At 72.2% G+C, this 24,665-nt stretch carries 25 protein-coding genes; 15 read left to right on the forward strand and 10 right to left on the reverse strand.

Annotated elements, in window-relative coordinates; translation table 11 throughout:
• The first annotated feature begins 177 nt into the window (after positions 1-177).
• The 9 genes from WFI00_RS13275 to WFI00_RS13315 all read left to right on the forward strand — a co-directional run bounded on the left by WFI00_RS13275 (position 178) and on the right by WFI00_RS13315 (position 9,263).
• The gene (locus tag WFI00_RS13275; RefSeq protein WP_336632696.1) at positions 178-924 is read left to right on the forward strand and encodes a helix-turn-helix transcriptional regulator; all 747 of its coding nucleotides are present in this window, start codon (positions 178-180) and stop codon (positions 922-924) included.
• A 153-nt stretch (positions 925-1,077) separates the two neighbouring features.
• Positions 1,078-2,097 (forward strand): ABC transporter substrate-binding protein, encoded by a 1,020-nt coding sequence (locus tag WFI00_RS13280; RefSeq protein ID WP_336632695.1) that lies wholly within the window; start codon positions 1,078-1,080, stop codon positions 2,095-2,097.
• Complete coding sequence (locus WFI00_RS13285) at positions 2,097-2,969, forward strand: siderophore-interacting protein (protein ID WP_336632694.1); 873 nt, start codon at positions 2,097-2,099, stop codon at positions 2,967-2,969. Before WFI00_RS13280 ends, WFI00_RS13285 begins: the two co-directional genes overlap by 1 nt.
• Before the next feature lie 2 nt (positions 2,970-2,971).
• Positions 2,972-4,018 (forward strand): FecCD family ABC transporter permease, encoded by a 1,047-nt coding sequence (locus WFI00_RS13290; protein ID WP_336632693.1) that lies wholly within the window; start codon positions 2,972-2,974, stop codon positions 4,016-4,018.
• Positions 4,015-5,076: a FecCD family ABC transporter permease gene (locus WFI00_RS13295; RefSeq protein WP_336632692.1), complete on the forward strand. Its 1,062-nt coding sequence runs from the start codon at positions 4,015-4,017 to the stop codon at positions 5,074-5,076. Before WFI00_RS13290 ends, WFI00_RS13295 begins: the two co-directional genes overlap by 4 nt.
• Positions 5,073-5,912: an ABC transporter ATP-binding protein gene (locus WFI00_RS13300; protein WP_336632691.1), complete on the forward strand. Its 840-nt coding sequence runs from the start codon at positions 5,073-5,075 to the stop codon at positions 5,910-5,912. Before WFI00_RS13295 ends, WFI00_RS13300 begins: the two co-directional genes overlap by 4 nt.
• Positions 5,909-7,048 (forward strand): ABC transporter transmembrane domain-containing protein, encoded by a 1,140-nt coding sequence (locus WFI00_RS13305; RefSeq protein ID WP_336632690.1) that lies wholly within the window; start codon positions 5,909-5,911, stop codon positions 7,046-7,048. Before WFI00_RS13300 ends, WFI00_RS13305 begins: the two co-directional genes overlap by 4 nt.
• A gap of 15 nt (positions 7,049-7,063) precedes the next feature.
• A complete protein-coding gene (locus tag WFI00_RS13310) occupies positions 7,064-7,504 on the forward strand; it encodes an ATP-binding cassette domain-containing protein (RefSeq protein WP_336632689.1) in 441 nt (146 codons plus the stop codon).
• Positions 7,497-9,263 (forward strand): ABC transporter ATP-binding protein, encoded by a 1,767-nt coding sequence (locus WFI00_RS13315; protein ID WP_336632688.1) that lies wholly within the window; start codon positions 7,497-7,499, stop codon positions 9,261-9,263. Before WFI00_RS13310 ends, WFI00_RS13315 begins: the two co-directional genes overlap by 8 nt.
• Before the next feature lie 283 nt (positions 9,264-9,546).
• On the opposite strand, the gene WFI00_RS13320 is transcribed toward WFI00_RS13315, so the two are convergent.
• Positions 9,547-10,485 (reverse strand): NADP-dependent oxidoreductase, encoded by a 939-nt coding sequence (locus WFI00_RS13320; protein WP_336632687.1) that lies wholly within the window; start codon positions 10,483-10,485, stop codon positions 9,547-9,549.
• 112 nt (positions 10,486-10,597) lie between these two features.
• On the opposite strand from WFI00_RS13320, the gene WFI00_RS13325 reads away from it, so the two are divergent.
• Positions 10,598-11,116 (forward strand): MarR family winged helix-turn-helix transcriptional regulator, encoded by a 519-nt coding sequence (locus tag WFI00_RS13325; RefSeq protein WP_336632686.1) that lies wholly within the window; start codon positions 10,598-10,600, stop codon positions 11,114-11,116.
• A 178-nt stretch (positions 11,117-11,294) separates the two neighbouring features.
• Here the strand turns inward: WFI00_RS13325 and WFI00_RS13330 are convergent, their stop codons facing one another.
• From WFI00_RS13330 to WFI00_RS13345, 4 genes are all read right to left on the reverse strand, one after another.
• Positions 11,295-12,452 (reverse strand): low temperature requirement protein A, encoded by a 1,158-nt coding sequence (locus tag WFI00_RS13330; protein ID WP_336632685.1) that lies wholly within the window; start codon positions 12,450-12,452, stop codon positions 11,295-11,297.
• Between the two features lie 194 nt (positions 12,453-12,646).
• The gene (locus WFI00_RS13335; protein WP_336632684.1) at positions 12,647-12,985 is read right to left on the reverse strand and encodes an SHOCT domain-containing protein; all 339 of its coding nucleotides are present in this window, start codon (positions 12,983-12,985) and stop codon (positions 12,647-12,649) included.
• On the reverse strand, positions 12,982-13,419 hold the full coding sequence (locus tag WFI00_RS13340; protein ID WP_336632683.1) for a DUF6325 family protein: 438 nt from the start codon (positions 13,417-13,419) through the stop codon (positions 12,982-12,984). The genes WFI00_RS13335 and WFI00_RS13340 overlap by 4 nt, the downstream gene beginning before the upstream one ends.
• Positions 13,419-13,805 (reverse strand): SHOCT domain-containing protein, encoded by a 387-nt coding sequence (locus WFI00_RS13345; protein WP_336632682.1) that lies wholly within the window; start codon positions 13,803-13,805, stop codon positions 13,419-13,421. Before WFI00_RS13345 ends, WFI00_RS13340 begins: the two co-directional genes overlap by 1 nt.
• A 260-nt stretch (positions 13,806-14,065) precedes the next feature.
• On the opposite strand from WFI00_RS13345, the gene WFI00_RS13350 reads away from it, so the two are divergent.
• From WFI00_RS13350 to WFI00_RS13360, 3 genes are read left to right on the forward strand one after another with little or no spacing between them, the layout of a single operon-like run.
• Positions 14,066-14,713: a response regulator transcription factor gene (locus WFI00_RS13350; protein ID WP_336632681.1), complete on the forward strand. Its 648-nt coding sequence runs from the start codon at positions 14,066-14,068 to the stop codon at positions 14,711-14,713.
• Positions 14,697-15,848, forward strand: a complete 1,152-nt coding sequence (locus WFI00_RS13355) for a sensor histidine kinase (protein ID WP_336632680.1) — start codon at positions 14,697-14,699, stop codon at positions 15,846-15,848. Before WFI00_RS13350 ends, WFI00_RS13355 begins: the two co-directional genes overlap by 17 nt.
• The gene (locus WFI00_RS13360) at positions 15,836-16,843 is read left to right on the forward strand and encodes a hypothetical protein (protein WP_336632679.1); all 1,008 of its coding nucleotides are present in this window, start codon (positions 15,836-15,838) and stop codon (positions 16,841-16,843) included. The genes WFI00_RS13355 and WFI00_RS13360 overlap by 13 nt, the downstream gene beginning before the upstream one ends.
• A 212-nt stretch (positions 16,844-17,055) precedes the next feature.
• Here the strand turns inward: WFI00_RS13360 and WFI00_RS13365 are convergent, their stop codons facing one another.
• From WFI00_RS13365 to WFI00_RS13375, 3 genes are read right to left on the reverse strand one after another with little or no spacing between them, the layout of a single operon-like run.
• Complete coding sequence (locus WFI00_RS13365) at positions 17,056-17,799, reverse strand: siderophore-interacting protein (protein ID WP_336632678.1); 744 nt, start codon at positions 17,797-17,799, stop codon at positions 17,056-17,058.
• Positions 17,799-19,544 (reverse strand): ABC transporter ATP-binding protein, encoded by a 1,746-nt coding sequence (locus WFI00_RS13370; protein WP_336632677.1) that lies wholly within the window; start codon positions 19,542-19,544, stop codon positions 17,799-17,801. Before WFI00_RS13370 ends, WFI00_RS13365 begins: the two co-directional genes overlap by 1 nt.
• Positions 19,541-21,511, reverse strand: coding sequence for an ABC transporter ATP-binding protein (locus WFI00_RS13375; protein WP_336632676.1), 1,971 nt, complete (start codon positions 21,509-21,511; stop codon positions 19,541-19,543). Before WFI00_RS13375 ends, WFI00_RS13370 begins: the two co-directional genes overlap by 4 nt.
• A gap of 137 nt (positions 21,512-21,648) precedes the next feature.
• On the opposite strand from WFI00_RS13375, the gene WFI00_RS13380 reads away from it, so the two are divergent.
• Entirely contained in the window at positions 21,649-22,332 is a 684-nt protein-coding gene (locus tag WFI00_RS13380; protein WP_336632675.1) for a TetR/AcrR family transcriptional regulator, read from the forward strand.
• Between the two features lie 179 nt (positions 22,333-22,511).
• On the opposite strand, the gene WFI00_RS13385 is transcribed toward WFI00_RS13380, so the two are convergent.
• Positions 22,512-23,087, reverse strand: a complete 576-nt coding sequence (locus WFI00_RS13385) for a TetR/AcrR family transcriptional regulator (RefSeq protein ID WP_336632674.1) — start codon at positions 23,085-23,087, stop codon at positions 22,512-22,514.
• A 76-nt stretch (positions 23,088-23,163) separates the two neighbouring features.
• Here WFI00_RS13385 and WFI00_RS13390 point away from each other — a divergent pair, with 76 nt between their 5' ends.
• Complete coding sequence (locus tag WFI00_RS13390) at positions 23,164-23,571, forward strand: VOC family protein (RefSeq protein ID WP_336632673.1); 408 nt, start codon at positions 23,164-23,166, stop codon at positions 23,569-23,571.
• A 52-nt stretch (positions 23,572-23,623) separates the two neighbouring features.
• Here the strand turns inward: WFI00_RS13390 and WFI00_RS13395 are convergent, their stop codons facing one another.
• Positions 23,624-24,637, reverse strand: coding sequence for a LacI family DNA-binding transcriptional regulator (locus WFI00_RS13395; protein WP_336632672.1), 1,014 nt, complete (start codon positions 24,635-24,637; stop codon positions 23,624-23,626).
• Positions 24,638-24,665: the final 28 nt, after the last annotated feature.

Raw genomic sequence — 24,665 nt, forward strand, 5'->3', positions numbered from 1 at the left:
TGGAAAGCAGGCTCCATCGGGCGTGGCGCAGGCCCCAGGCGCGGCTGCGGCGGGTTCGTCCTGCTGTTCGCACGGCGCTCGGGTGAGACGATAGCGGGAGAGCCCGACGCGTCCGGGTGCCCGCCGCGACGCGCGAGCCCGGGCGGTCGGCGTCGTCCGTGACGGAGGGGGAGCCGAGTGAGTCGCGTGCCGGCCGGTTATCTGCTCACCACCTTCGAGTACGACACGGACGAGCCGGTCGTGTGGCCCGAGCACGTGCACGACGAGCACGAGCTGCTCTGGTCGGCGGGCGGCATGGCGAGACTCGAAGCCGAGGGGCGCGTCTGGGCGATCCCGCCTGCGCTCGCCGTGTGGGTGCCCTCGCGCATCGCGCACCGCGCCTCGGCGGAGCGGGGGGCGCGCGTGCGGGCGACCTACTTCACCGAGGGTGGCCCGAACACGGCGGCGATGCCCGGGATCGTGACCGGAGTCGCGATGACGGAGCCGCTGCGCGTGCTGCTGGAGCACAACGTGCAGGGCGTGCTCGACGAGGATGCGCGACGACGGCTGCAGCGTGTCATCCTCGATCTGCTCGTGCCTGCGCCCCGGGAGTCGTTCGAGCTGGTGATGCCGCGCAGCCCGCACCTGCACATGGTGGCCAGCGCCATTCTCGCCGACCCCGCCGACAAGCGCAGCACGACGGAGTGGGCGTACGAGTGCGGGCTGCACGGTCGCACCCTCGCGCGCCAGTTCGAGGCCGAGACGGGCCTCTCGTTCACGCAGTGGCGGATCCTCGCCCGACTGCAGCTCGCGATCCGAGAGCTCACGCACGGACGGTCCATCGTGGCGGTCGCGCGCCTGGTCGGCTATCGCAACCCGTCCACGTTCATCGACCATTTCCGATCCCTCACGGGGCAGACTCCGGCGGAGTACGTCCGGGGATAGCGGGCCGTCGGAGCCGTCATCGGCCGATCTCGAGTACCGAAACCGGTACGGATCGTCCCCTCCTCGGCACGGGTGATCGTCTAGCTTAGGCGAGGCAACCCTTACCACCTCCGGCGTTCTCGTCGGAGTCCCGACGCGACCACTGGAGTCCCCATGTCCCTCTTCGCCTTCGCGCTCCCGCACCGCACAGCGCGGCGCCTCGGCGGCGTCCTCGCCGCCTCCGTCGCCGTGCTCGCGCTCGCCGCGTGCGGCGCTCCCGCCGGCGGTGGCGCGTCCGGCGAGACGCGCGTCTACGAGAGCGAGTTCGGCGACGTCGAGCTCCCCGCCGACATCGAGCGCATCGTCTCGGTCGACTTCTACACTCCCGCGGCGCTCCTCGACCTCGGCATCACGCCGGTCGGCGTCGTGAACAGCTACTTCACCGACACCGACGGTGGAGGCATCCCGGTCCAGTACACGACGGCGATCGCCGACTCGGACGCCCGGTCGATCGGCGAGTACTACGAGCTGAACCTCGAGGCGGTCGCCCAGGCCGACCCCGACGTGGTGCTCGCGACCCAGGACTTCCTTCCCCTGGACTCCCCGATGCGCGAACAGATCCAGAAGATCGCCCCGATCGTGACCTTCAACGCCCGTGACGGCGAGGCCTGGCGCACGCGCGCGACCGAGCTCGCGAAGATCCTCGACAAGACGGCCGAGCTCCAGCCGCTCATCGACCAGTACGACGCGCGGCGCGATGAGATCTCCACCCAGTACGCGAAAATCCTCTCGGAGCAGGCGGTGACCGTGTTCGGTCCCGAGCCGGATGAGTGGGGCACCTACTCCGAGAAGCACTTCATCACCCCCATCCTGCGCGACCTGGGGGCGACCTTCCGGCAGCAGCAGCCGGACGAGGTCACCGCCGACGGGTTCCCGCAGTGGTTCTCGTACGAAGAACTCAACCGGATCTCGAACGCCGACGTGATCTTCCTGCGCGACGGCGTCTCCGACGAGCAGCGGGCGACGCTCGCCGCGAACGCCATCTGGCAGAACCTTCCCGCCGTGCAGCACGGCATGGTCTTCGACTACATCCAGCGCGGACCCACCGGTTCGTACGGATGGGCGCTCGGCAACCTCGACGACCTGGCGGACCTCCTCGGCCAGGTGCAGGCGAAGGTCGACGCGCAGGGCTGATGACCGATCTGCATATCGCGGAGGTGACGCGCACCGCCTGGCTCACGCCGGGCATGGTGCGCGTCACCTTCGGCGGAGAAGGACTGACAGGATTTCGCACGACCGGCATCGGCGACGAGTTCGTGCGGGTGCACTTCCCGGCATCCGACGGGGTGCTGCACCTGCCGCGCGTCGACGACGACGGGGTGTGGCACTACCCGGACGGCGTGCAGGACCACGTCGAGCCGTACACGATCCGTCGACACGACGCCGCGACCGGTGAGGTCGACATCGACCTCGTCGTGCACGGCCACGGGCGGGCCGGCGCGTGGGCGGCGGCCGCGGCGCCCGGAGATCGGGTCGCGCTCGGCGACCCGCGGGGGCTCTACGAGCCGCCGTCGGGCGCCGTCGACCAGGTGTTCGTGACCGACGCGACCGGCCTTCCCGCACTCGCGCGGCTCAGCGAACAGCTCGCGCCGGATGTGCGCGCCGTCGCCGCGGTGGAGATCGCCGAAGAGTCGCACCGACTCGACATCGACGCCCCGAACCTGTCGGTGCGGTGGATCGTCGGCCGCGGAAACGGCGTCGGCCCCAGCGCGATCACCGAGGCGCTGCGGGCGCTGCCGATCTCGGATGAGTGCTACGTGTGGGTCGCCGGAGAGGCCGGAGAGCTGCGCGCGGCCCGGCGCTATCTGCGCCACGACCGGGGACTGCCCGCCGCGCGATACGCCGTGATCGGCTATTGGCGCGACCGGCAGGAGGAGTGGCTGGAGCGCTACGAGGCCCTGAACGACGACACCCTCGCCGCGCTGCAGGCGATCTGGGAGACGGACGCCGACGAGGAGCTGCGCCGCGACCGCTACGACGCGAAGCTCGCGCAGCTCGGGCTGTGAGCATGACCCTGACGGATGCCTCGGAGACCGCTGCGCCGGAGCGCCCGCGGCGGCTGCCGCTCACCCGCACCGTGTTCCTGCTGGGAGCCGTCGTCCTGCTGGCCGTCGTGTTCCTGCTGAGCCTGTGGGTCGGTGCGCGCGGCATCACCATCGGCGACGTGTGGCAGGTGCTGTGGCATCCGGATGTGGGCGAGACGTCCTTCATCGTCCGCGAGATGCGGCTGTCCCGCGCGGCCCTCGCGCTCGCGGTCGGCGCCGCGCTCGGCGTCGCGGGCGCGCTCATCCAAGCCCTCACCCGCAACCCGCTCGCCGACACGGGCATCCTCGGCGTCGGCGCGGGCGCGAGCTTCGCCGTCGTCGTCGCGATCGGACTGCTGGGGGTGACCGCGATGTCGCAGTACCTGTGGTTCGCCTTCGGCGGCGCCATCCTCGTGACCGCCGTCGTCTACGCGCTCGGCTCGGTGGGCTCGGCGGGCGCGACCCCGGTCCGGCTGACGCTAGTGGGCATCGCGATCGGTGCGGTGCTGAGCGGTTTCACGTCCGGCATCACGATGCTCCACCCCGACTCCTTCGACGACATGCTCCGCTGGAGCGCCGGCTCGCTCGCCGGACGCGGTTGGTCGACGCTCGCCACGGTCGCCGCGCCCATCGCGATCGGCTTGCTGATCGCGGCCGTCATGGGTCGCCCCCTCAACGCGATCTCGCTCGGCGACGACCTCGCGCGGTCGCTGGGCGCGCACGTCATCCGCACCCGGGTGCTCGTGATCATCGCCGTCACACTCCTCGCCGGAGCGGCGACGGCGGCGGCCGGACCGATCGGCTTCGTCGGCCTCATGGTGCCCCACGTGGTGCGCTGGTTCACCGGGCCGGACCAGCGCTGGATCATCCCGTTCTCGGCGGTCGGCGCCGCGCTGCTGCTGCTCGCGTCCGACCTGCTGGGGCGCATCGTGCTGGCCCCGCGGGAGCTCGAGGTCGGCATCGTCACGGCCTTCGTCGGCGCGCCCGTCCTGATCCTGCTGGCCCGGCGCACGAAGGTGAGCACGCTGTGAGCGCCGCGACGGAACCCGTGGTCGACGTCGGCTACCGCACCCTCACGGCCCGCGGCAGCCGATGGTCGTGGACGGTCTCGCTGCGCGGCGTGCTGGCGACCCTCGCACTGGCTGCGGCCGCCGTGTTCGGGATCCTCCTCTCCATCGCCACGGGCACCTACGACGTCTCCCTCCACGACGTGGTGGGCGGGCTCCTCGGCACGGCCGACGCCGGCACCGTGCTGGTCGTGCGCGAATGGCGGATGCCGCGCGCCCTGCTCGCCGCGCTGTTCGGCATCGCGCTGGGGATGTCGGGCGCGGTCTTCCAATCCCTCACCCGCAACCCGCTCGGCTCGCCCGACGTGATCGGCTTCTCGTCCGGCTCCTACACGGGGGCCCTCATCGTGATCCTCGTGACCGGCGGCGGCTACTACGCGGTCGCGGCCGGTGCGCTCGTCGGCGGCATCGTCACCGCCCTGGTCGTGTTCGTGCTCGCCTACCGTCGCGGCGTCCAGGGGTTCCGGCTCATCATCGTCGGCATCGGCGTCTCCGCGCTCCTCGCGGCGCTGAACACCTATCTCATGCTGAAGGCCACGACCGAGCAGCAGCTGACGGCCGGCGTGTGGGGGAGCGGGTCGCTGAACGGGCTGTCGACGACCGAGCTCGTGCCGGTCGCGGTCATCCTGCTCGTGCTGGTGCCCGCCGTGCTCACCCTGTCGCCGGGCCTGCGTGTGCTGGAACTCGGGGACGACGCCGCCGGCTCGCTCGGCTCCCGGCCGACCACCGTGCGGCTCGCCGCGACCGTGCTCGGTGTCGCACTGGTCGCCCTGGTCACCGCGGCAGCGGGCCCGATCGCCTTCATCGCGCTCGTCGCGCCGCAGATCGCCCGGCGGCTGACCCGCTCCGCCGGAGTCGGACTGATCGCGGCCGGCGTCACCGGAGCGCTCCTGCTGGTGATCAGCGACTTCCTCGCGCAACGCTTGTTCGCCCCGCTGCAGCTGCCCGTCGGCATCGTCACGGTGTCCGTCGGCGGCATCTACTTCGTGTGGCTCCTGATCCGGGAGACCCGCCGCCGATGACCATCCAGAAGGACGCACCCGCCATGAGCGCACCCGCCCCCGCGTCGACCTCCCGGCTGCACGCCGCCGACGTGACCATCGGCTACGACCGCCGCGTGATCTCCGAGGGGCTGGACGTGCGCATCCCCGATGGCTCATTCACCGTCATCGTGGGACCGAACGCCTGCGGCAAGTCCACACTGCTGCGCAGCCTCGCGCGGCTGCTCGCACCCGCGCGCGGTGAGGTGCTGCTCGACGGCCGTTCCATCGCCCGGATGCCGGCGAAGACCCTCGCGCGAGAGGTCGGCCTCCTCCCGCAGACCTCGCTCGCCCCGGACGGCATCGTCGTCGCGGACCTGGTCTCGCGCGGCCGGTATCCGCACCAGGGGATCATCCGGCAGTGGTCGGTCGACGATGCGAGGGCCGTGGCCGCCGCACTCGACGCCACCCGCACCACGGAGCTGTCGGCACGCCTCGTCGACGAGCTCTCCGGCGGACAGCGTCAGCGCGTGTGGGTCGCCATGGCGCTCGCGCAGCAGACCCCGATCCTGTTGCTGGACGAGCCGACCACGTTCCTCGACATCGCCCACCAGATCGAGCTGCTGGAGCTGTTCCGTCGGCTGCACGGCGAAGGCCGCACGCTCGTCGCCGTCCTGCACGACCTGAACCACGCCGCCCGCTACGCCACCCACATCATCGCCATGAAGGACGGTCGGGTCGTCGCCGAGGGGGAGCCGAGGGACATCGTCACGGCCGAACTCGTGCGCGAGGTCTTCGGGCTCGACTGCGTCGTGGTCCCCGATCCGGTCGCCGGCAGTCCCCTCGTCGTGCCGCTCGGAACGGCGACGCTGCCATGACCACGGCCGGCGCGGTCTTCCGCACGGGGCTCTGGGGGCCCGGCCGCCGTGCGCGTGCCGTGCTCTCGGTCGCGGGCTTCTGCGGACACCAGGTCGCCGAGGTGCTGGTGCCGGTCGCCGTCGGCGTCGTCATCGACCGCGCGATCGCGCCGGGCGACCCGGTCGCGCTGGCCTGGGGCCTGGTGTTCCTCGCCGTCGTGTTCGCCGTCCTCATCTGCGCGTGGCAGCTCGGCGATCGGCTCGGCACGACGGTGTACGCCCAGGGGGAGCAGACGCTCCGCCAAGGGATGCTGGGACTCGCGCTGCGCCGCCGCACCGGCCGGCCCACCGGCGAGGTGCTCACGATCACCTCGAGCGACGCGGGTCAGACTGCGGGACTGTTCTGGACGATCGCCGAGCAGGCCGCGGCCGCCACCGCCGTGCTCGTGGCCTGCGTCACGCTGCTCGTGATCGCCTGGCCGCTCGCGGTCGCCGTCGTCATCGGCACGCTCGTGCAGACGCTGGTCGTCAACGCCTGCAGCCGGGGGCTGCGTCGTCGCGGATACGAGGCCCAGCGTCAGGCGGCCCGGCTCGACGCGATCAGCACCGACTACGCCACCGGCATCCGGGTGCTCGGCGCCCTGGGCGGTGCGCACCGCGCCACCGAGCGCTACGTCGACGAGAGCGCCGTCGCCGCCGAGGCCGCCTACCGCGCGGAGAAGGCGGCGGCGGGGCTCGCGGCGCTGAACCTGCTCGTGAGCGGACTGGCCTTCACGGGCATCGCGATGCTCGGCGGACGGCTCGCCCTCGACGGCGCGATCACGATCGGCGGCTTCATCACGGCCATGGGGCTGGCGCAGACCATCCGGGGACCGCTGCAGTCGCTCGGACACGTTCCGGCGCAGATCGCCGCGAAGCACGGCTCCGCCACCCGCATCGCGGAGTTCGTCGACGAGGCGGTGTCCGCGGCCGCCGCCTCGGGGGTCGACGGGGCGGGGATCTCGGGCCCGTCGCCATCCCTCGGCGCGTGCGTCGCGCGCGTGCGCGTGGACGGCAGCCGGGTGGACATCCGGGCGGGCGAGGTCACCGGCATCCGTGCCGATCCGGAGCGCATCGCCGACCTGGCGGATCTGTTCGGCGGGCGCAGGGACCCCTAGCGCGGCGAGCTGATCGTGGGCGATGTCGACTCCGTGCACCTGGGGCCGGCGGGGCTGCGGGCGGCCGTGTTCGCGCCTCCGCACGACGCCGCCGTCTTCAGCGGCACCGCCGCCGACAACATCGCCGACCGGATCGACGCGGGGCACCTCGCCGCCGCGGCCTTCGACGAGGTCGTCGGGCGCCTCCCCGCCGGACTCGACGAGCGGGTGGGCGAGCGGGGGCTGCGGCTCTCCGGGGGGCAGCGGCAGCGCCTGCTGCTCGCCCGGGCACTGCATCAGCCGCAGCCGCTGATCGTGCTGCACGAGCCGACCACCGCGATAGATCCCGTGACCGAGGCCCGCGTCGCCGCCGGGCTCGCCGCGGAGGGCCGCACGATCCTGCTGCTCACCGATCGCGCCGCGCTGCTGTCGGCCTGCCATCGCGTCCACGACCTGAGGGGAGCTGCGCGTGACTGAATCGACGTTGCCGATCGCGACCAGGGCCGCCACCGCCCGCGGCCTGGTCTCAGCGCTCGGGCGTCGACCTCTGCTGGCGACGGCCGCTCTGCTGGCCCTGTGCGCCGGCGTCGGCGCGGGGCTCCTCGCCCCCTGGGTCATCGGTCTGCTGGTCGACGACATCGCGGGTGGGGAGCGGAATCTGCTGCCCTACGGGCTCGCCCTCGCAGCGTCGGTCATGCTCGCTGCCGCACTCACCTGGGTGGGGCGGGTGCTGCTCGCGCGCCTCGGTCAGAGGACAGTCCGCGAGGTGCGTGAGGCCGCGTTCCGCTCGGCGCTCGCGCAGCCGACAGCCCGCATCGAGGCCGCGGGAACGGGGGACCTGGTGGCGCGGCTCTCCGGCGACGTGAGAGCTGTCGGCCAGGTGGTCGAGGATGCCCTGCCGGCGTTCCTCAGCGCGCTGTTCGGCATCGCGCTGAGCCTTGTCGGCATGGGGTTGCTCGACCCTCGGTTCGCGCTGGCCGCTCTGCTCGCGGCACCCGTGCAATACCTCGCTCTCCGCCGGTTCCTGCGGCGGTCCGCGCCCGTCTACCGCGAGCACCGCGCCGTCGTCGCCGAGCGGGGGCAGCGCACGATCGAGGCGGTGCGCGGGGTCGACACGGTGCTCGCTCTGCGCGCGGAGCAGAGGCATCTCGACGGCATCGCGGCGGCCGGCGAGCGGGCGATCGATCTGGAGGTGACGGCGACGCGCGTGCGGAACGACTTCAACGTGTTCCTCAACCTGGCCGAACTGGTCGGGCTGTCGGCGGTGCTCGTCACCGGCTACCTGCTGGTCGCCTCCGCCTCTGGCGCTGGCACGGGCACGGGGACGGGCACCGTCGAGCTGGGTGCGGCGACGGCTGCCGCCTTGTACTTCCTCGCCCTGTTCGCTCCCATGGGGAGCCTCCTGTTCCGCATCGACGAGCTGCAGGACGCCGGCGCGAGCCTCGCGCGCCTGTTCGGCGTGATCGGGTTGCCGGCGCCGCAGCCGCGGGATGCGGTCGCGCGGCGCGGGCGCGGGGCCATCGACGTCGAGCGCCTGAGCTTCGGCCACCGCCCGGGAGCGCGCGACCTGGACGAGGTCTCGATGTCGGTCGCGCCGGGGGACGTGGTCGCGGTGGTCGGCGCGAGCGGCGCGGGCAAGACGACGCTCGCGCGCGTGCTGGCCGGCGCCCTGCCCGGCGGTGGCGGAGCGGTGCGGCACGACGGTGTGGGCATCGACGACTGGCATCCGCACGACCTCCGTGACGCCGTGGTGATGCTGAGTCAGGAGCCGCACGTGTTCGCCGGCTCGGTGCGTGACGATCTGGCCCTCTTCGGCGAGGCCGACGAGGAGCGCGTGCGCGCCGCGATCGCGCTCCTCGGTGCGGACTGGATCCACGCTCTCCCCGACGGCCTGGACACGGTGGTCGGCGAGTCCGGTCTGCCGCTCACGCCCGGACAGGCTCAGCACCTGGCGCTCGTGCGCGTCGCCCTGTCGGCGGCGTCGGTCGTGATCCTCGACGAGGCGACCGCGGAAGCCGGGTCGGCCGACTCCGCACTCCTGGGCGCCGCCGCGGTCGCGGCGATCGGTGGACGCACCGCCATCGTCATCGCGCACCGGCTCGATCAGGTCCGGCACGCCGACCGCATCCTCGTCATGCGCGAGGGCAGGATCGTGCAGGCTGGGGCCCACGCGGAGCTCGTCGGGACCGACGGGCCCTACGCCGAGCTGTGGGCATCGTGGGAGGCGTGGTCGTGAGGCGTCCGTCCGGATGGGGGTGGGGCCGAGGGCGCCGGGGCCGGGGCCGGGGCCGAGGGCGCCGGGCCGGGGCCGGGCCGGGCCGGGGCTGAGCGTGCGAAAAGCAGGCTCGATCGGGCCGCTCGCCGCCCGCGCGCGGGTGCGGCGCCGGTTGGGCCTGCCCACCGCACGGCCAGCGGCCGTGCCAGTCCGGCCCCGGGCGTCCGGGAGCCCACCGCCGCGGGCGCGGGGGTGGGCTCCGGGATCCCGGGCGCGGGGTGAACGGGCATCCGTCCGGGCCCGTTCAGTCGGCGGGTGGGACGAAGACGACCTTGCCGTGGACCTTCCCCTCGTCGGCGTCTCGATGGACGAGCGGCACCTGCTCGAGCGGCAGTCGCTGCGCGATCTCGACACGCAACCGGCCCGCATCGATCATCGAGACCAACTCCGAGAGCGTCGCCGCGTCCGGGTGGACGAACACGGTCTCGGCGCGTACCCCGCGGGTCTCATCCCCCGGAGTTGTCACGACGGGAGTGGTGGAGACGACGACGCCGCCGCCGCGGACCTTCGTCACGAGCGCGGCGAAGTCCTCCGGCGTGATGGGCGCCAGGTTCAGCAGCACGTCGACCGGTGCATCGATCGCCTCCCGCAGCGACGTCGTCGTGTGGTCGATCACCTCGTCCGCGCCGTTCGCCGTCACGCTGCCCCGGCTGCGTGCGCTGGCGGTCGCGATGACGTACGCTCCGGCGCTCTTCGCGAGCTGCACCGCGTAGCCGCCGACCGGGCCGCCGGCGCCGTTGATCGCGATCCGCTGCCCCGCCTCGAGTCGACCGAGCTCGAACAGTGCCTGCGAGGCGGTGAGACCGACCGAGGGGAGACCTGCGGCGTCAGCGAGCGGAATTCTCGTCGGGGCTGCGACGAGCGCGTCCGCGGGCGTGACGACGTACTGCGCGGCGGACCCGTCCGCGCTCATCGACAGGAATCCGATGACCTCGTCGCCGACGGAGAAGGTGTCGACCCCCTCGCCGATCGCGTCGACCGTGCCCGACACGTCGTAGCCCGGCACGTGCGGTAGGGAGACGGGGATCGGCAGGAACCCGCCGCGGATGCCGCCGTCGGCGGGGTTGAACGCCGATCCGGCGACCCGGACGCGCACCTCTCCGGCGCCGGGCGTCGGCGTCGGTGCGTCTTCGTAGCGGAGCACCTCGGACCCGCCCTGATGGTGGAACCGTACTGCCTTCATGATGTCGTTCCTCTCGTCATCTGCTTCGGATTCGAAGCTCTTGCCATGACCGTAGCAGTGCTTTGAATCCGAAGCAAGTGCTTCGACTCCGAAACATTGATATGCTCGGGTCATGCCGACGCCGCCTCGCCTGGATCCTGTGCAGCTGGGCGCGTACTTCGCGCTCATCGAGACCAGCAGCCTGCTCAAACACGCCGTCGAGCAGCAGCTGCGCGAGGCGGGCGACCTCAGCTACGTGCAGTTCCAGCTCCTGGCGACGCTGGGCGACTCGTCGACGGGCAGCGAGCGGATGACCGACCTCGCCGACGGCGTCGTCTACAGCCGCAGCGGGCTGACCTACCAGGCTCAGGTGCTGGAGGGGCGGGGCCTGGTGACCCGCGCGCCGTCGGGGGACGACGAACGCAGCATCACCGTCTCGCTGACCGACGAGGGGCGCGCCGTGCTCGATCGGGTCTTCCCCGGGCACGTGGCGATCCTCGGGGATTCGCTGTTCGCGCCGCTGACCGAGGCGGACGTCGCGGCGCTCGCCGACATCCTCACGCGGGTGCGGGACCACATGCGCCAGCACCCGCCCCGCTCGGCCGGCCCACGACGGCGGCCGAAGCCTCCGGCCCCCCGGCCCGCGCCCTGACAGGGGGCGATCCTCGGCCGCGCGCGGGCCGCGTCCGCCTCCCGCCGTCTGGAGAGCAGGCTCAACCCGGCGCCCACCCGTCGCTCTGCGGCTCCGGAGGCGGTCTGGCCTGCCGATCGCACCCCGAGGGCCCCTCAGGTGCGGGCGTGGCCGCTCCCGCTGGTCCGGGGCGGTGCCGTCACCGCCGGGGAGGGCGCCAGACGAGGACGGCCACCACGAGGATCAGGATCACCGCCGTGATGGCGAACGGCACGGGGATGAGGGGATCGACGAGGACGAGCAGCGCGCCGATCGGCACGACGGCGTTGACGACGCGGTCGGCGTTCGGTCGGATGGCCAGCGCCCAGATCCCGATGATGAACACCGCGATCGGGATCGTGTAGGCGAACGAGGCCGCGGGGGAGGCGAGCTCGCTGTGGCCGGTGATGACGTCGATCTCGACCTCGATGCCGGCCGAGAATGCGCCGGCAGCGGCGAAGATGAAGTAGTGGCCGTAGCCGTAGGCGAGGGAGTTCCCGAGGCCGTCGATCGCCGTGTGGTGGGGAGGCCAGAAGTAGATCCACCAGAGCGCCGCCGTGACGATGAGTGTGAGCGCGGCGATCCCGATCAGGGGGCCCAGCACGTCCGTCTCGTGGAGGGCTCCGATGATGGCGTTCGCCGAGGCGAGCAGGCTCTCGCCGAGGACGATCAGCGTGAACAGCCCGTAGCGCTCCGTGATGTGGTGCGGATGCCACGGTGTGGCGCCCCTGCGCTCGGCGACGACCGGCACGGCCAGCTCGGCGGCGATCAGCACGATCAGCGCCACCGAGAACGCCGCAGGCGGCAGCAGCAGGGCGGCGAGCCAGAGCACCTGGACGGCGGCGATGCCGATCGCGTACGTCACGGCGGCGCGGCGGCTCGGCCCCGCCGAGCGGGAGGCTCGCAGCCATTGGGCGACCATGGCGAGGCGCATCACCACGTACGCGTAGACGAGGAGCGTGAAGTCGTGGTCGTGGAAGGCGGGCTGGATGCCGGCAGCGAGCACGAGCACGCCGCCCATCTGCACGATGGTGAGCAGGCGGTAGTACCAGTCGTCGGTGTCGAAGGAGGTGGCGAACCACGTGAAGTTCATCCACGCCCACCAGATCGCGAAGAAGACGACGCCGTAGCTCGTCAGCCCGTCGAGGATGTGGCCCTCGGTGACCTCGTGGTGGAGCTGGACGGCCGCGATGCTGACGGCGACGACGAAGACGAGGTCGAAGAACAGCTCGAGCGTGGAGGCGGTGCGGCCGCCCTCGTGCGGATCGCGCGGTCGCATCGGGAGGAGTCGGAAGCGTGGCGGTGTGTCGGTGGTCATGGGGGCTCCGGGCGCAGACGGGGAGAGCGGCGCGGCCCCCGGCGCCCGCATCGTCGACGACGCTGCGGCGATCGTGCGGGGCCGGGGGCTCACACCGTCGACGATGTTCAGAGTCTGGCCGGAGCCGGCGCCGCGCTCAAGGGCTCGGGGCGCCGGCACCTCTCTCGGGCGATCGACCCCGTCCGGCGCCGGCCTCACCCGGCCAGGAGCCGCTGCTTCTGAGCGTCGAACTCGTCCGGGCTGAGGATGCCCATGTCACGGAGCGCTCCGAGCTGAGTGAGCTGCTCGATCAGCGCGGACATCGCCGCCGAGCCGGCCGGAGCGGCCGGAGCCGCCGAGTCGACCGCGGCGGCCGGAGCAGCCGAACCCGCCGGTGTCCGTTCCGCCGCCGGGGGAGGGACGGGAGGGATCGGTGGGCCCGCGGTGGCCGCCGCGGCGTCCTGTGCCGCCCAGCGTTGCTGCTGACGGCGGTGGGTGTTGCCGACCACACGCGTCGCGACGGACGCGCGGGCGGCGGTGCGCAGGAGGCTCACGCCGGAACCTCCTCATCGAGGATGCGTTCCAGATCGGCGAGGTCCACTCCGCCGGAGAAGAGCTCGGTCCCGCCCACCGACGACCACGCGGCCGCCGCGACGGCCAGCGATCGATCCTCGTAGACGACAGCGACGGCGACGGCATCCGGCGCCAGGGCGGCGGCGACGGCCGCGAGGTCCTCGTCGTCGAGGATGCCCGAGCGCGCCCCGTCGAACAGTCGGACCTCGTCGGCGGTCGCGCCCGGCAGGTCGGCGACGCTCCGCGAGACGGCCTCGCCGCCCTCGCCGCGGGCGATGATCTCGATGTCGAGCACCTCGACGATGCCGTCGTCGACGCGATCGAGGACCGCGCGCAGACCCGGCCAGACGTCGGCGGCGGCGTCGAAGCCGAACACCAGGTAGTCGACGGGTCCGGCGAAGGCCTCGGTGGCCATCAGCCCAGCGCCTTCGACTTCAGAGCCGCGTACTCGTCGGGGGTGATCGCGCCGCGGTCGAGCAGGTCGCGCGCCTGGGCGATCTGCTCCGTCGGGGATGCGCCGGCGACGGACCGGATGTACTCGTCGGTCGCATCCCGAGCGGCGCGCTGCGCCTGCGCGGAGCGCTCGGCCATCCCTCCGCCGCGCGCGATGAGATAGACCAGCGCGGTCAGGAACGGGATGAAGACCAGGAAGACGAGCCACACCGCCTTCGCGAAGCCGCCGAGCTTCCGGTCGCGGAAGAGGTCGCCGATGATCGCGAAGATCGCGAACAGGTAGGCGATGAAGATGAAGATCGTCAGGAACCACCAGATGGTGTCCCAGATGCTGGACCAGAACGACACGGAGTCCTCCCACGGGGATCGATGAGGGTATGTGCGGGGCGAGCCTACGTCGGCACGGAACCCGCACCGACACGGTGTCGAAGCGGTGCCCCCGCAATCGGGGGACGTCCACCCGCACGACGTCGGGCCCCGCGCACGACGGCCCGTTCGCAGGCGCCGAAATCCCCTGGAACCGGGGGCACCGCCCATCCCTCGCCCACGATCGGCTGCCCCGCGTCCACTAGCCTTCGTGTCAGACCCCCGGACCGATGGATGGACGAATGAGAGCGCGGATCGGCATCATCGACGATCACCCCGCCGTGATGCTCGGCGTGACCTCGATCCTCAACGCGCAGGAGGACCTCATCGTCACGGCGACGGCGTCGACGGCCGCGGAGCTGCTGGCGCTGCGACAGGACTTCGACGGCATACTCCTCGACCTCACGCTCGCCGACGGGTCGACGCCGACGGAGAACCTGCGCGCGCTCGCCGCGCTCGATGCGCCGGTGCTCGTCTACACATCGGGCGACCGCCCTGGCCTGATCCGCGAGGCCGCGCGCGCCGGCGCCGCCGGGATGGTGCGCAAGTCCGAGCAGCCGACGATCATCACCGACGCGGTGCACGCACTCGTCGCCGGCGACGTGCCGACCTCCGCGGACTGGGCGGCGGCGATCGATTTCGACCCCGAGTTCGTCGACGCCCGGCTGTCACCGCGCGAGGCGGAAGTCCTCGCCCACTACGCGTCGGGGGAGACCGCGGACCGCGTCGCGGCGCTCCTTTACATCTCTCGCGAGACCGTCCTCGACCACATCCGGCGCATCCGAGCGAAGTACGCGGATGCCGACCGCGCCGCCCCGACCAAGATCGATCTCCACCGTCGCGCCGTCGAGGACGGTCTGCTCCCGCACGGCGATGACCTCCCGTCCTGACGAGGTGGCGCCGTTCGCGGTCAGCCGACCGCTCGGATGGCTCATCTCCATCGGCGGGACGATCCTGCTCCTCGATCAGACCGTGTTCCACCTCGAGGAGCTCGACGCGTGGAACGTGTGGTGGAACCTCGGCGGAGCGGCCCTCGTCGTGGGCATCCTCGTTCTGACGGTGGGTGGACTCTTCCTCCCGTCCCGGGTCTTGATCATCGCCTGGTGGTTCCTGCCGGGCGTCTACGCCCTCCTCCAGGCGACGTGGGCGCTCGGCTACCGAGGCTCCGACATCGACGCGGCGACGCCGTGGATCTGGACGCTCGAGCCGGCCATGGTGACCCTCCCGCTGCTGCTCGTGCGGCCCGCCGCGAGCATCGGGATATCGCTGCTGCTCTCCGCCCTCCCGGCGATCTCGGCGCTCCTGATGTGGGGGCGGGTGCCGGATGCGGTGCTCGGCGAGACACCCGAACAGCTCGGCAACGTCGTGTACGTCGCCGTGTTCATCGGCATCCACCTGCAACTGCAGCGACTGCGGTCGCTCGAGGCGGAGGCCCGCGCTCAGCAGCGGCGCCAGGTCCGGGCATCCGTCCGCGCCGAACGGCAGGATGATTTCTCGCGCCTCGTCCACGACGAGGTGCTGTCCGCCCTGTCCGCGGCGATGCAGGCCGAGGGGACGCCCACGCCGACGCTCCGCTCCGCCGCGAGCCGTGCCATCGCCGCCCTCACCCGCGTGCCCGATGCCGCGGGCGTCGACGAGACCGTGTCCACGAGGCAGGTCGCCGACATGCTGACGGGTGCCGTGCGCGCGATCGACGTGGACGTCGCGATCGACCTGGAGGTGGACGAGGGGGTCTTGCAGCGAGAGGTCGCCCTCGCCGTCGTGGGAGCGGCGGCGGAGGCCCTCCGCAACAGCCTGCGACACGCCGGCGGGTCGGCCCGTCGGACGGTCCGCGTCCGCCTCGGACCCGGCGGCGCTCGCGTCGTGGTGAGCGACGACGGCGTCGGCTTCGACACGGCGGCACCGCGGACGGGCCTGGGCCTCGCCGGCAGCGTCGAGCGGCGGCTGTCGAGCGTCGGAGGTTCGGCGACGGTGCGATCGGCGGTCGGGGAAGGCACGGAGGTGGATCTCGCATGGCCGACGTGAGTATCACCTCGACGGGCGCCGGCGGGCTGGGCACACGCTATGCGCGGTGGGTGTTCGTCTTCCTGTGGTTCTGCGGTGTGTGCTCGGGACTCCTCCAGGGGTTCCTCACGCCGCTCGATCCGCTCAACGCCACCGCCTACGCCGCTGCGCTGGTGGGCGCCCTGCTCCTGACCCGCCCCGGAGCGCAGCCCCTGCCCCCGCGGCTGTCGGTGTGGGTGCCGCCGATCAGCCTCTACATCACGGTGATCGCTCTGTACCGCACGCCGGAGATCACCACGCTGTCGGCGATGACCTTTGCGGCCTATCTCGTTGCGTTCCTGATCCCTCGGGGAAACGCTGTCGCGGGCGTGATCGGCACCGGCCTGATCGTCGCGTACGCGGCGGTGTGGATGCTGCCCGCCGCCCCGCCCGGAGAGGGAGTCGCGCTCGTCATCGGCATCCCGATCGGCTGCCTCGTGGCGGGGATCGTCTGGAGGATCGTGCTCGCGATGATCGTCCGGCGTCAGCGTGCCCACCGCACCGCAGCGGCGCTGTCCGCGGAACGGGCGGCCGCGGCGGACGCCGCCACGGCCGCGGTGGAGCAGAGCCTGCGGGACGTCGCAGCCGTGGCGGTGCCCCTCTTGGCTCGCGTCGCCGCCGGTGAGGTGGTAGACGCGGAGCTCCGGGCGCGGCTGACTCTCGTCGAGGCATCCATCCGCGACGAGCTTCGGGCGCCGCGGCTGCAGCACCCCGCCCTGGCGACGGTGGTCGAGCGCCTGCGCACCCGCGGGGTCACCGTCGTGCTGTTCGGTGAGTCCTCGGGCGAGCATGACGTCGTCGGCGACGCCCTCGGGCGGCGGATCGCTGAGACCATCGCCCCCGTCGCGGCGGGCCGGATCACCGTGCGGACGCTCCCGGCGGGGCGGGCGGCGGCGGTGAGCATCGTCCTCCCGGGTGACGGCGGTGCCTCCCAGGTCCTTCTCGACGGCGACGGCATGCTGATCTCGCGGAACTGACCCGGGGCGGGCGCCCTCGGACCGCCGCGAGCCGCCGCGAGCCGGGTACGGGCCGCCGCGAGCCGGGTGGGGGCCGCCGCAAGTCGGGCGCGCGTGCGAAGAGCAGGCTCAACCGGCGCGATACCCGTCGTCGCCGGCCCGAGAGGACGTTCTGGCCTGCTTCCCGCACGGAGGCGGCCCGGCCACCCGGCCCGCCCCGGACCGCGGGCGCGTCAGCCGGTCGCCTTGCCCTCGATCCAGTAGAACTGCGTGAAGTGGTGACCCCTGTCGAGGCGCAGATGCTCCCGGAACGATCGGCGGACGTTCTTGACGAGGGTCTTCTCGCCGGCGGCCCAGCCGTAGAGTCCCGGCCGCGGGGCGACGGCGGTGCTGATGGCGACATCGAGCGCGGAACCGCGGTCGCCCGCGCGCGCGACCCACTCCCACGTTCCCCGCTCGCGGTCGACGCGGGGGAGGCGTTCCCGGTCGGCGTGCTCGTCCTCGAGGAAGACGTGGGTCTCGATGTCGGCGGGCACCGATTCCAGCCAGGTGTTGATGGCCGGCAGTGCGGTGGCGTCGCCGGCCAGCACGAGCGTCGTGGTGCCGTCGGGGATGGTCACCCGCGCGGGAGTCAGGGCGACCTCGGCGGTGTCGCCCACGGTCGCGCCCTTCGCCCAGTCGCCCGCGGGGCCCGCCACCTCGTGCAGCACGAAGTCGAGGCTGAAGGTCTGGGCCTCGGCATCGACTCGCACGAAGGTGTACCCCCGCTGCACGACGAATCCGTCGCCCTTCGCCGGGTGCGGCACCCAGAGGCGCAGCCACAGCGTCGGGAAGACCTCCAGCCCCGCGGTCAGCTCGGGTGCGCGGAACACGATGCGCCGGTACCAGGGCGTGAGATCCTCGACCGCCACGACCTCGACCCGGTGATTGGCGATCCCCATGAGGCGCAGCACGCCCCGCTGCCAGTTCGCCGCCATCAGGCCACCGCCTCCGTCGCCGGGAAGAGATGCCAGCCCGCCGCGCGCGATCTCTCGTTCCAGAAGTCCGCGTAGCGCCCGCCCGCGGCGAGCAGGTCGGCATGGGTGCCGCGCTCGACGATCCGCCCGCGGTCGAGGAAGAGGATCTGGTCGGCGTGCTGGATGGTGGACAAGCGGTGCGCCACGACGATGACGGTCTTGTCCCGTGTGAGCTCGTGGATGCCTCGGACGACGGCGGCCTCGTTCTGCGGATCGAGCGCGCTCGTGGCCTCGTCGAGGAGCACGATCGGCGCATCCTTCAGGAGAGCCCGGGCGATCGAGACCCGCTGGCGCTCACCGCCGGAGAGCGACGTGCCGCCCTCGCCGACATTCGTCTGCCATCCCTCGGGCAGACGCTCGACGATCTCGTCGACGCGGGCGACCGCGGCGGCGCGCGCGACCTCCTCGTCGGAGGCGTCGGCCCGACCGATCCGCGCGTTCTCGACGATCGACTGGTGGAAGAGGTAGACGTCCTGGAACACGAGCGAGAACTGCTCGAGGAGCGTCGCCGACGGATAGGCCGCGACCGGATGCCCGCCGACCGTGATCGTGCCGCCGTCCACATCGGCGAAGCGGGAGGCGAGCCGCAGGAGCGTGGTCTTGCCGCTGCCGCTCGGGCCGACCAGCGCGGTGGTCGTCCCGGCCGGGACCTCGAACGAGACGCCGTCGATCACCGGACCCCCGTCGCCGTAGGCGAAGGTCACGTCGTCGAAACGCACGGAGGCATCCGTCGGGTGCACGGGGGCCATCGCCTCGGGAAGGGTCGGCGTCTCGAGCAGCGCGCTGACCCGGTCGGCGGCGTTCGCGGCTCCGCGCACGGCGGTCGACAGCTCGGCCGCCTGGTTCAGCGGGTCGATGAAGCGCGAGGACACCGCGATCAGCGCGATCGCCGCGGGCACCGAGAGGGTGCCGCCCGTGGCGAGCGAGATCACGAGGTACACCAGACCGAGGAAGGTCAGCTGCACGAGCAGCGAGAAGACCACGAGACCGGGTATCGAGGCGAACACGAGCCCGCGGCCGACGCGGCGCTGCGCCTGGAGCGCCTGGTGGAGTCCGCGGGTGCCGGCCGGTCCGGCGCCGAAGGCGCGGAGCACCGGCTGCGCCTGGGCGAACTCGATCACCCGGGCGTTCGCCTCCTCCGCCGCCGCGTGGGCACGGGCCTCGGCGCGCGAGTACACGCCCTGACCCCAGCGGTTCACGAGGTACAGCACCGGTGCGCTCACGAGCATCGCGAGCGAGACGCGCGGGTCGAGGAACAGCATCCCCACCGCGACGCCGGCCGGAACGAGGATGCCGGTCAGCAGCGGTGTCAGCAGATGGGCGAACACGCCCATGGCATCCTTCACGCTGCTGCTGATCAGCCGCGAGACCCGGCCGGCCGTCGCCGAGCCGAACCATCCCAGCGGCAGCGTCGCGATGTGGTCGCCCAGCTGCGTCTGCAGCGCATGCATCATCCCGGTGCCGATCCGCAACCCGAGGACCGCTTGGCGGTAGCCCGTCACGAACACGATCACCACCGTGCCGGCGATACCCGCGGTCCACGCCCACGCCGCGCCCAGGTCGCCGCGGAACAGCGACTCCAGCAGAGGCATCAGCAGGACGTACGCGGCGGACTGCGCGAGGGCGAACACCACGATCGTCGCGAGGTATCGCGGGATCATCGCGCGGTAGGGATCGGGGACCAGACGCAGCACCGTGCGGATCATGCGGGCACCTCCGTGTTCTTCGAGCTTGCGGTCTCGGGCGGGCTCGCGGTCTCCGAGGGGGCGGCGGTCTCGGGACTGCTCGTGGTCGTGGACAGAGAGTCGGAGAGGCGCTCCGCCGGTGGCGAGACGGCGTCGGGCGCGGCATCCGTCTCGCCGAGCGCGCGCTCGTTCGCCGCCCACAGGCGGGAGAAGAGGCCGTCGGCGGCGCGCAGGTCGGCCGGTGTGCCGCGCTCGACGATCCGTCCGCGATCGAGCACGACCACCTGGTCGACGTCGACGATCGTGTGGAGGCGGTGCGCGATCACGAGCACCGTGCGGTCGGCGACGAGGACGGCGAGGGCGTCCTGGATCGCTGCCTCGGACTCGGGGTCGGCGAAGGCGGTGGCCTCATCGAGCACGAGCACCGGGGCGTCGGCGAGCAGCGCGCGTGCGATCGACAGGCTCTGCGCCTCGCCTCCGGAGAGCCGCGCGTCGACGCCGACGTCGGAGTCGTAGCCGTGCGGCAGGGCCTGGATGCGGTCGTGGATCTGCGCCGCCCGGCACACGCGCTCGAGCTCGGCGTCGCTCGCGTCGGGGCGCGCGAGCAGCAGGTTCTCGCGCACCGACCCGGCGATCAGCTGCACGTCCTGCAGGACGAAACCGACGGAACGGTAGAGGTCGGCCGATCGGAGGTCGCGGAGATCGTGTCCGTCGAGGGTGATGCGCCCTCCGGTCACGTCGTAGAAGCGGGGCAGGAGACGCGCGAGGGTGGACTTGCCCGAGCCGCTCGGTCCGACGAGGGCCGTGATGGTGCCGGGCCGCAGCTCGAGGTCGACGCCGCGCAGCACCTCCTGCCCGTCGCGGTAGCCGAAGGTGACGCCCTCGAAGCGCACGAGACCGCTCGCGGGCGTCGGTCCGTCGGCGGGGTCGACGAGCTCGGCGGCGCGAGTGAGCTCCCACAGTCGCACCGAGGCGTTCGACGCCTGACGCAGCGCCTGTACGCCGTAGCCGAAGGTCAGCACCGTGCCGCCGATGCCGAGCCCCAGGAGGATGAACGGCACGAGCGCGGCCGGATCCATCGTGCCCCCGCCGATCATCGTCAACCCGGCGACGAGCACCACGAGCAGCACGACGACGGGGTTGAGCAGCTGGCTGCTGATGCCCTCGAGGCGCGTGATCGGGGTGACCCACGCCTGGAAGAAGGTCGCGGAGCCGTCGACGGCCTCCTGGTAGCGGCGGTGTCCGCGGCGGGGCTGGCCGAAGGCGCGCACGACCTGGATGCCGTCGACGAACTCGATCGTCGTCTCGCTGACCGTCGTCTGCCAGGCCTCGTAGGTGCCGATCTTGTCGGTGTAGCCGGGGCCCATGATCCGCGACATCGCGAATGCGTACGCCGCGATCGGAACCAGGAGGAGCAGCCCGAGTCGCCAGTCGACAACGACGAGGTAGGCGAAGGTAGCGAGCGGCAGGGTCACGGCGCCGACGAACTCGAGCCGCGCATGGGCGACGAGGTAGTGCAGCGCGTCGACGTCGGTCTGCAGGATCTTCTTGACCTCGCCGGAGCTGCGCTCGGTGAACCATCCGAGCGGCACGCGCGACAGTTTGGCGGCCAGGAGCTGCCGCAGCGAGTACTGGTGCTCGGCGTCGATCAGGTGCGACCACAGCAGCGCGCCCGACTGCAGCAGCCCGCGCAGACCCAGGATGCCGAGCGCCGCGAGCAGCAGCGACCACACCCGGCCCTCGTCGGGGGAGGCGGCGAGCAGCTCACGGCACACCTCGGCGATGAGGAGGAACGGCGCGACCGCGCACAGCGAGGCGACCGCGACGATGCCGCTCGCGATGGTGAGTCGCGCCGAGACGGGGCCGAGGATCAGCCGGTCCGCGGTGCGCTGCCGGGCCTTCGCCTCGCGGCGGGCGGCGGTCGTGGCCGTGCGGTCCGCGGTCTCGGTGCCGTTCGGGGCGGCGGCGCGGTCTGTCGTATCCGTCATCCGGATGCCTCTTTTGCAATAGGTTATGGCAAAACAGGTTGAGCGTATCGGAGTCAGGGTGTTATGGCAAGGGTAGCCTTACCTTGGTTCGGTGACACGCCGGGGTCTCGCGGGCGGTGCCCGGTAACATGACTCGGATGCCAGCCCCGCCGCGCCGTGGCCGCCCGCCTCTCACGTCGCGGGCGGCGATCCTCGACGCGGTGCTCGAGATCGGCCTCGACCGTGCCACGACGTCGGCCGTCGCGGAGCGGCTCGGGGTCGATCAGTCCACGCTCTATCGGCACATCTCGAGCCGGGAGGAGATGCTCGACGCGGCTGTCGGCGTCGCCGCATCCCGCGCCGTATGGCCCGATCCGGGGGAGGACTGGGCGCAGTACCTCCGCGACTGCGCGCAGGCGATGTGGACGATGTTCGCCTCGACACCGGGGCTCGCGCAGCGCGTGCGCGGCATGACGTCGATGCCGGAGGCGTTCGTCCTGCAGGCCTACCGCGTCGTGGAGCATCTGACCGTCGCGCTGGGCTTCTCGCTTCGCGAGGCCGCACTCATCGTCGACACGATCGGCGACATGACGGCCGACTCCTATCTCACGATCGAGCTGCTGGACCGCCCAGTCGATGACGGCCGCACCTTCCGGCAGCTCGCGATCGACACCATGACGGATGCCGGTGGGGCGGCCCCCGACGCCGCGATGGCGCACGAGTACCTCGAGGTCCTGCGCGAGGCGATGGGGGGGCAGGGGTCACCGAGCGCCTGGTGGACCGACAAGGTCGAGCTCGTCATCGACGGCGTGCGCCAGCGCCTCCACGCCCGCACGGGGTGACGGGGCTGGCTCCGGGTGCGCGGGGGGCGGGCTCCGGGTGTGCGGAAAGCAGGCTCATCCGTCCCCAGTGGCGTCCGCGCGCGGCTCCGAGGTCACTTCAGCCTGCTCATCGCACGGATCGACGCCGGCACGGCCGCGTCGGTGCGGCGGAATCCGCGAGGCGGTGCGCGCCGGGCGGGTCAGGGGAGCCAGGCGTCGAGCAGCCGGTCGAGAGCCTCGTGGGAGCGCACACGCGCCGCCTCCGGGTCAGGGTGCTGCGCCGTCCAGAGCGCGGCCTCGTTCATCGCGCCGGACAGTTGCGCCGTCGACGCGTCGAGCAGCTCCTCCGGCACCCCGGCGTCGGCCAGCGCCTCTCGCAGATGGGTGGCGGAGTTCTCGGCGTCGAGTCTGCGCCACTCCTGCCAGCCGATGACCGACGGCGCATCGACGAGCAGGATGCGAACGGCGGCACCGGAGGTGATCGCGTCGAGGAACGCGTGCGATCCCGCGCGGAGCGGCTCTTCCGGGGTGCCCGACCTCTCGGCCGCAGCGACGACCGCGAGCGCGATGTCGGACTGCAGTCGCTCGGCGACAGCGCTGAACAGCGCGGACTTCGTGCCGAAGTGGTGGTAGACCGCGCCGCGGGTGACGCCGGCGGTCCGGGCGATGTCGTCGAGGGAGACGTCCGCGAAGCCGCGGTCGGCGAAGAGCTCGGTCGCCGCATCGAGGACGCGGCGTGCCGTCCGGGCGGCGTCGGCGGCGGAGGCGCGAGGCATGGCAGACGTCCTTTACGTGCACAGCGTATGTATCGTGGTCTTGATACATGCTCATCGTACGTAAAGGGAGTGGTTCATGTCGGTCACGAGCTTCTATCCGGTCCTCATGTCGCGCGATGTGGTGGCCGCGGCGTCGTTCTACCGCGATGTCCTCGGATTCGAGACGACGTTCGAGGCGGACTGGTACGTCAGCCTGCGTCTCGGGACGTTCGAGATCGCCATCCTGGATCTCGACCACCCCACCGTGCCGAGCGGCTACGCCGCGGTCCCGAGCGGCGTGATCCTCAACCTCGAAGTCGACGATGTCGACGGCGTCCACCGCGGGCTCGTGGAGCGGCCGGACGTGGAGATCGTCCTGCCCCTCCGTGACGAGGACTTCGGTCAGCGCCATGTCATCATCGCGGCACCCGACGGCGTGCTGCTGGACGTCATCCAGCCGACACCGCCCACCGGCGAGTACGCCGACGCGTACGTCGCGCCCTGAACCCTGCCGGACCGCGCGCGCGGCGCGCCCCGGTGTCACATCGGGCCGAACCTCACCGGGGCCGTGCGACCGATCCCCGGACGATGAGCCGCGTCGCCAGCACCGAATGGTGCGGGACATCGGACCCCTTGTGCAGGGCGACCGCGACGTCGACCGCTCGCGCCGCCATGCCGGCCAGGGGCTGATGCACGGTGGTGAGCGGTGGATACAGCGCCGCCGACAGCGGCATGTCGTCGAAACCGACCACGGAGAGCTCGTCGGGTATCGAGACCCCGGCCCTCTGGGCCGCGTTGTAGACGCCCAGGGCCTCGAAGTCGTTGTGCGTGAAGATCGCCGTCGGCGGATCGGGCAGGGCGAGCAGGTGCTGCGCGCCCGCGGCCCCGCTCTCCACCGAGAAGTCGCCGTGGACGACAAGAGCGGGGTCGGGGGCGATGCCGTACTCGCGCAGCGCGGTGTCGAAGCCGCCCGTGCGGGCGTCCGTGGCGAGGATGTTCTCGGGCCCCGTCACCATGCCGATCCGGCGATGGCCCGCCTCGAGCAGATGGCGAGCGGCCGAAAGCGCTCCCGCCCAGTTGTCGCAGTAGACCGCGTAGGAGTTCCCCGCGGGTGACCCGCGCGGGTTGAGCGAGACGAAGTTGAGCTTGCGCGCGGCCATCCCGTCGCGCTCGCTCGCGGTCATCCTGTCGCGCACGAGGATGAGCCCCGCGGGCTTGCGGCGCACGGCGTCGGCCACGATGTCCGACGTCGGCGAGAGGCTGTCGTGCCAGCGGTGGATCGACAGTCGCAGTCCGTGCTGCTCCACCGCCTCGACGGCGCCCGCGATGATCGGCAGCTGCGCGGGGTCGCGCAGCTCGTCGAAGACCAGGTCGATCGTATCGTTGTTGCCGTTGACCAGGGGCTTCGCGTATCCCCGCGAACGCAGGGTCTCCTCGATGTGCTCGCGTACCTCCACCGACACGCCGGATCGGCCGTTGATCACCTTCGAGACGGTCGCCGAGGAGACGCCGAGATCTCTGGCGAGTTCGGCGAGCGTGGGCCGGCCGCGGGGTGCGTCGGACGCGGGCACATCCGCTCCTTTTCGGTCGAGTTGACAG

Origin of the sequence: Microbacterium sp. MMO-56 (assembly GCF_037146215.1) — a bacterium.
Lineage (GTDB): Bacteria > Actinomycetota > Actinomycetes > Actinomycetales > Microbacteriaceae > Microbacterium.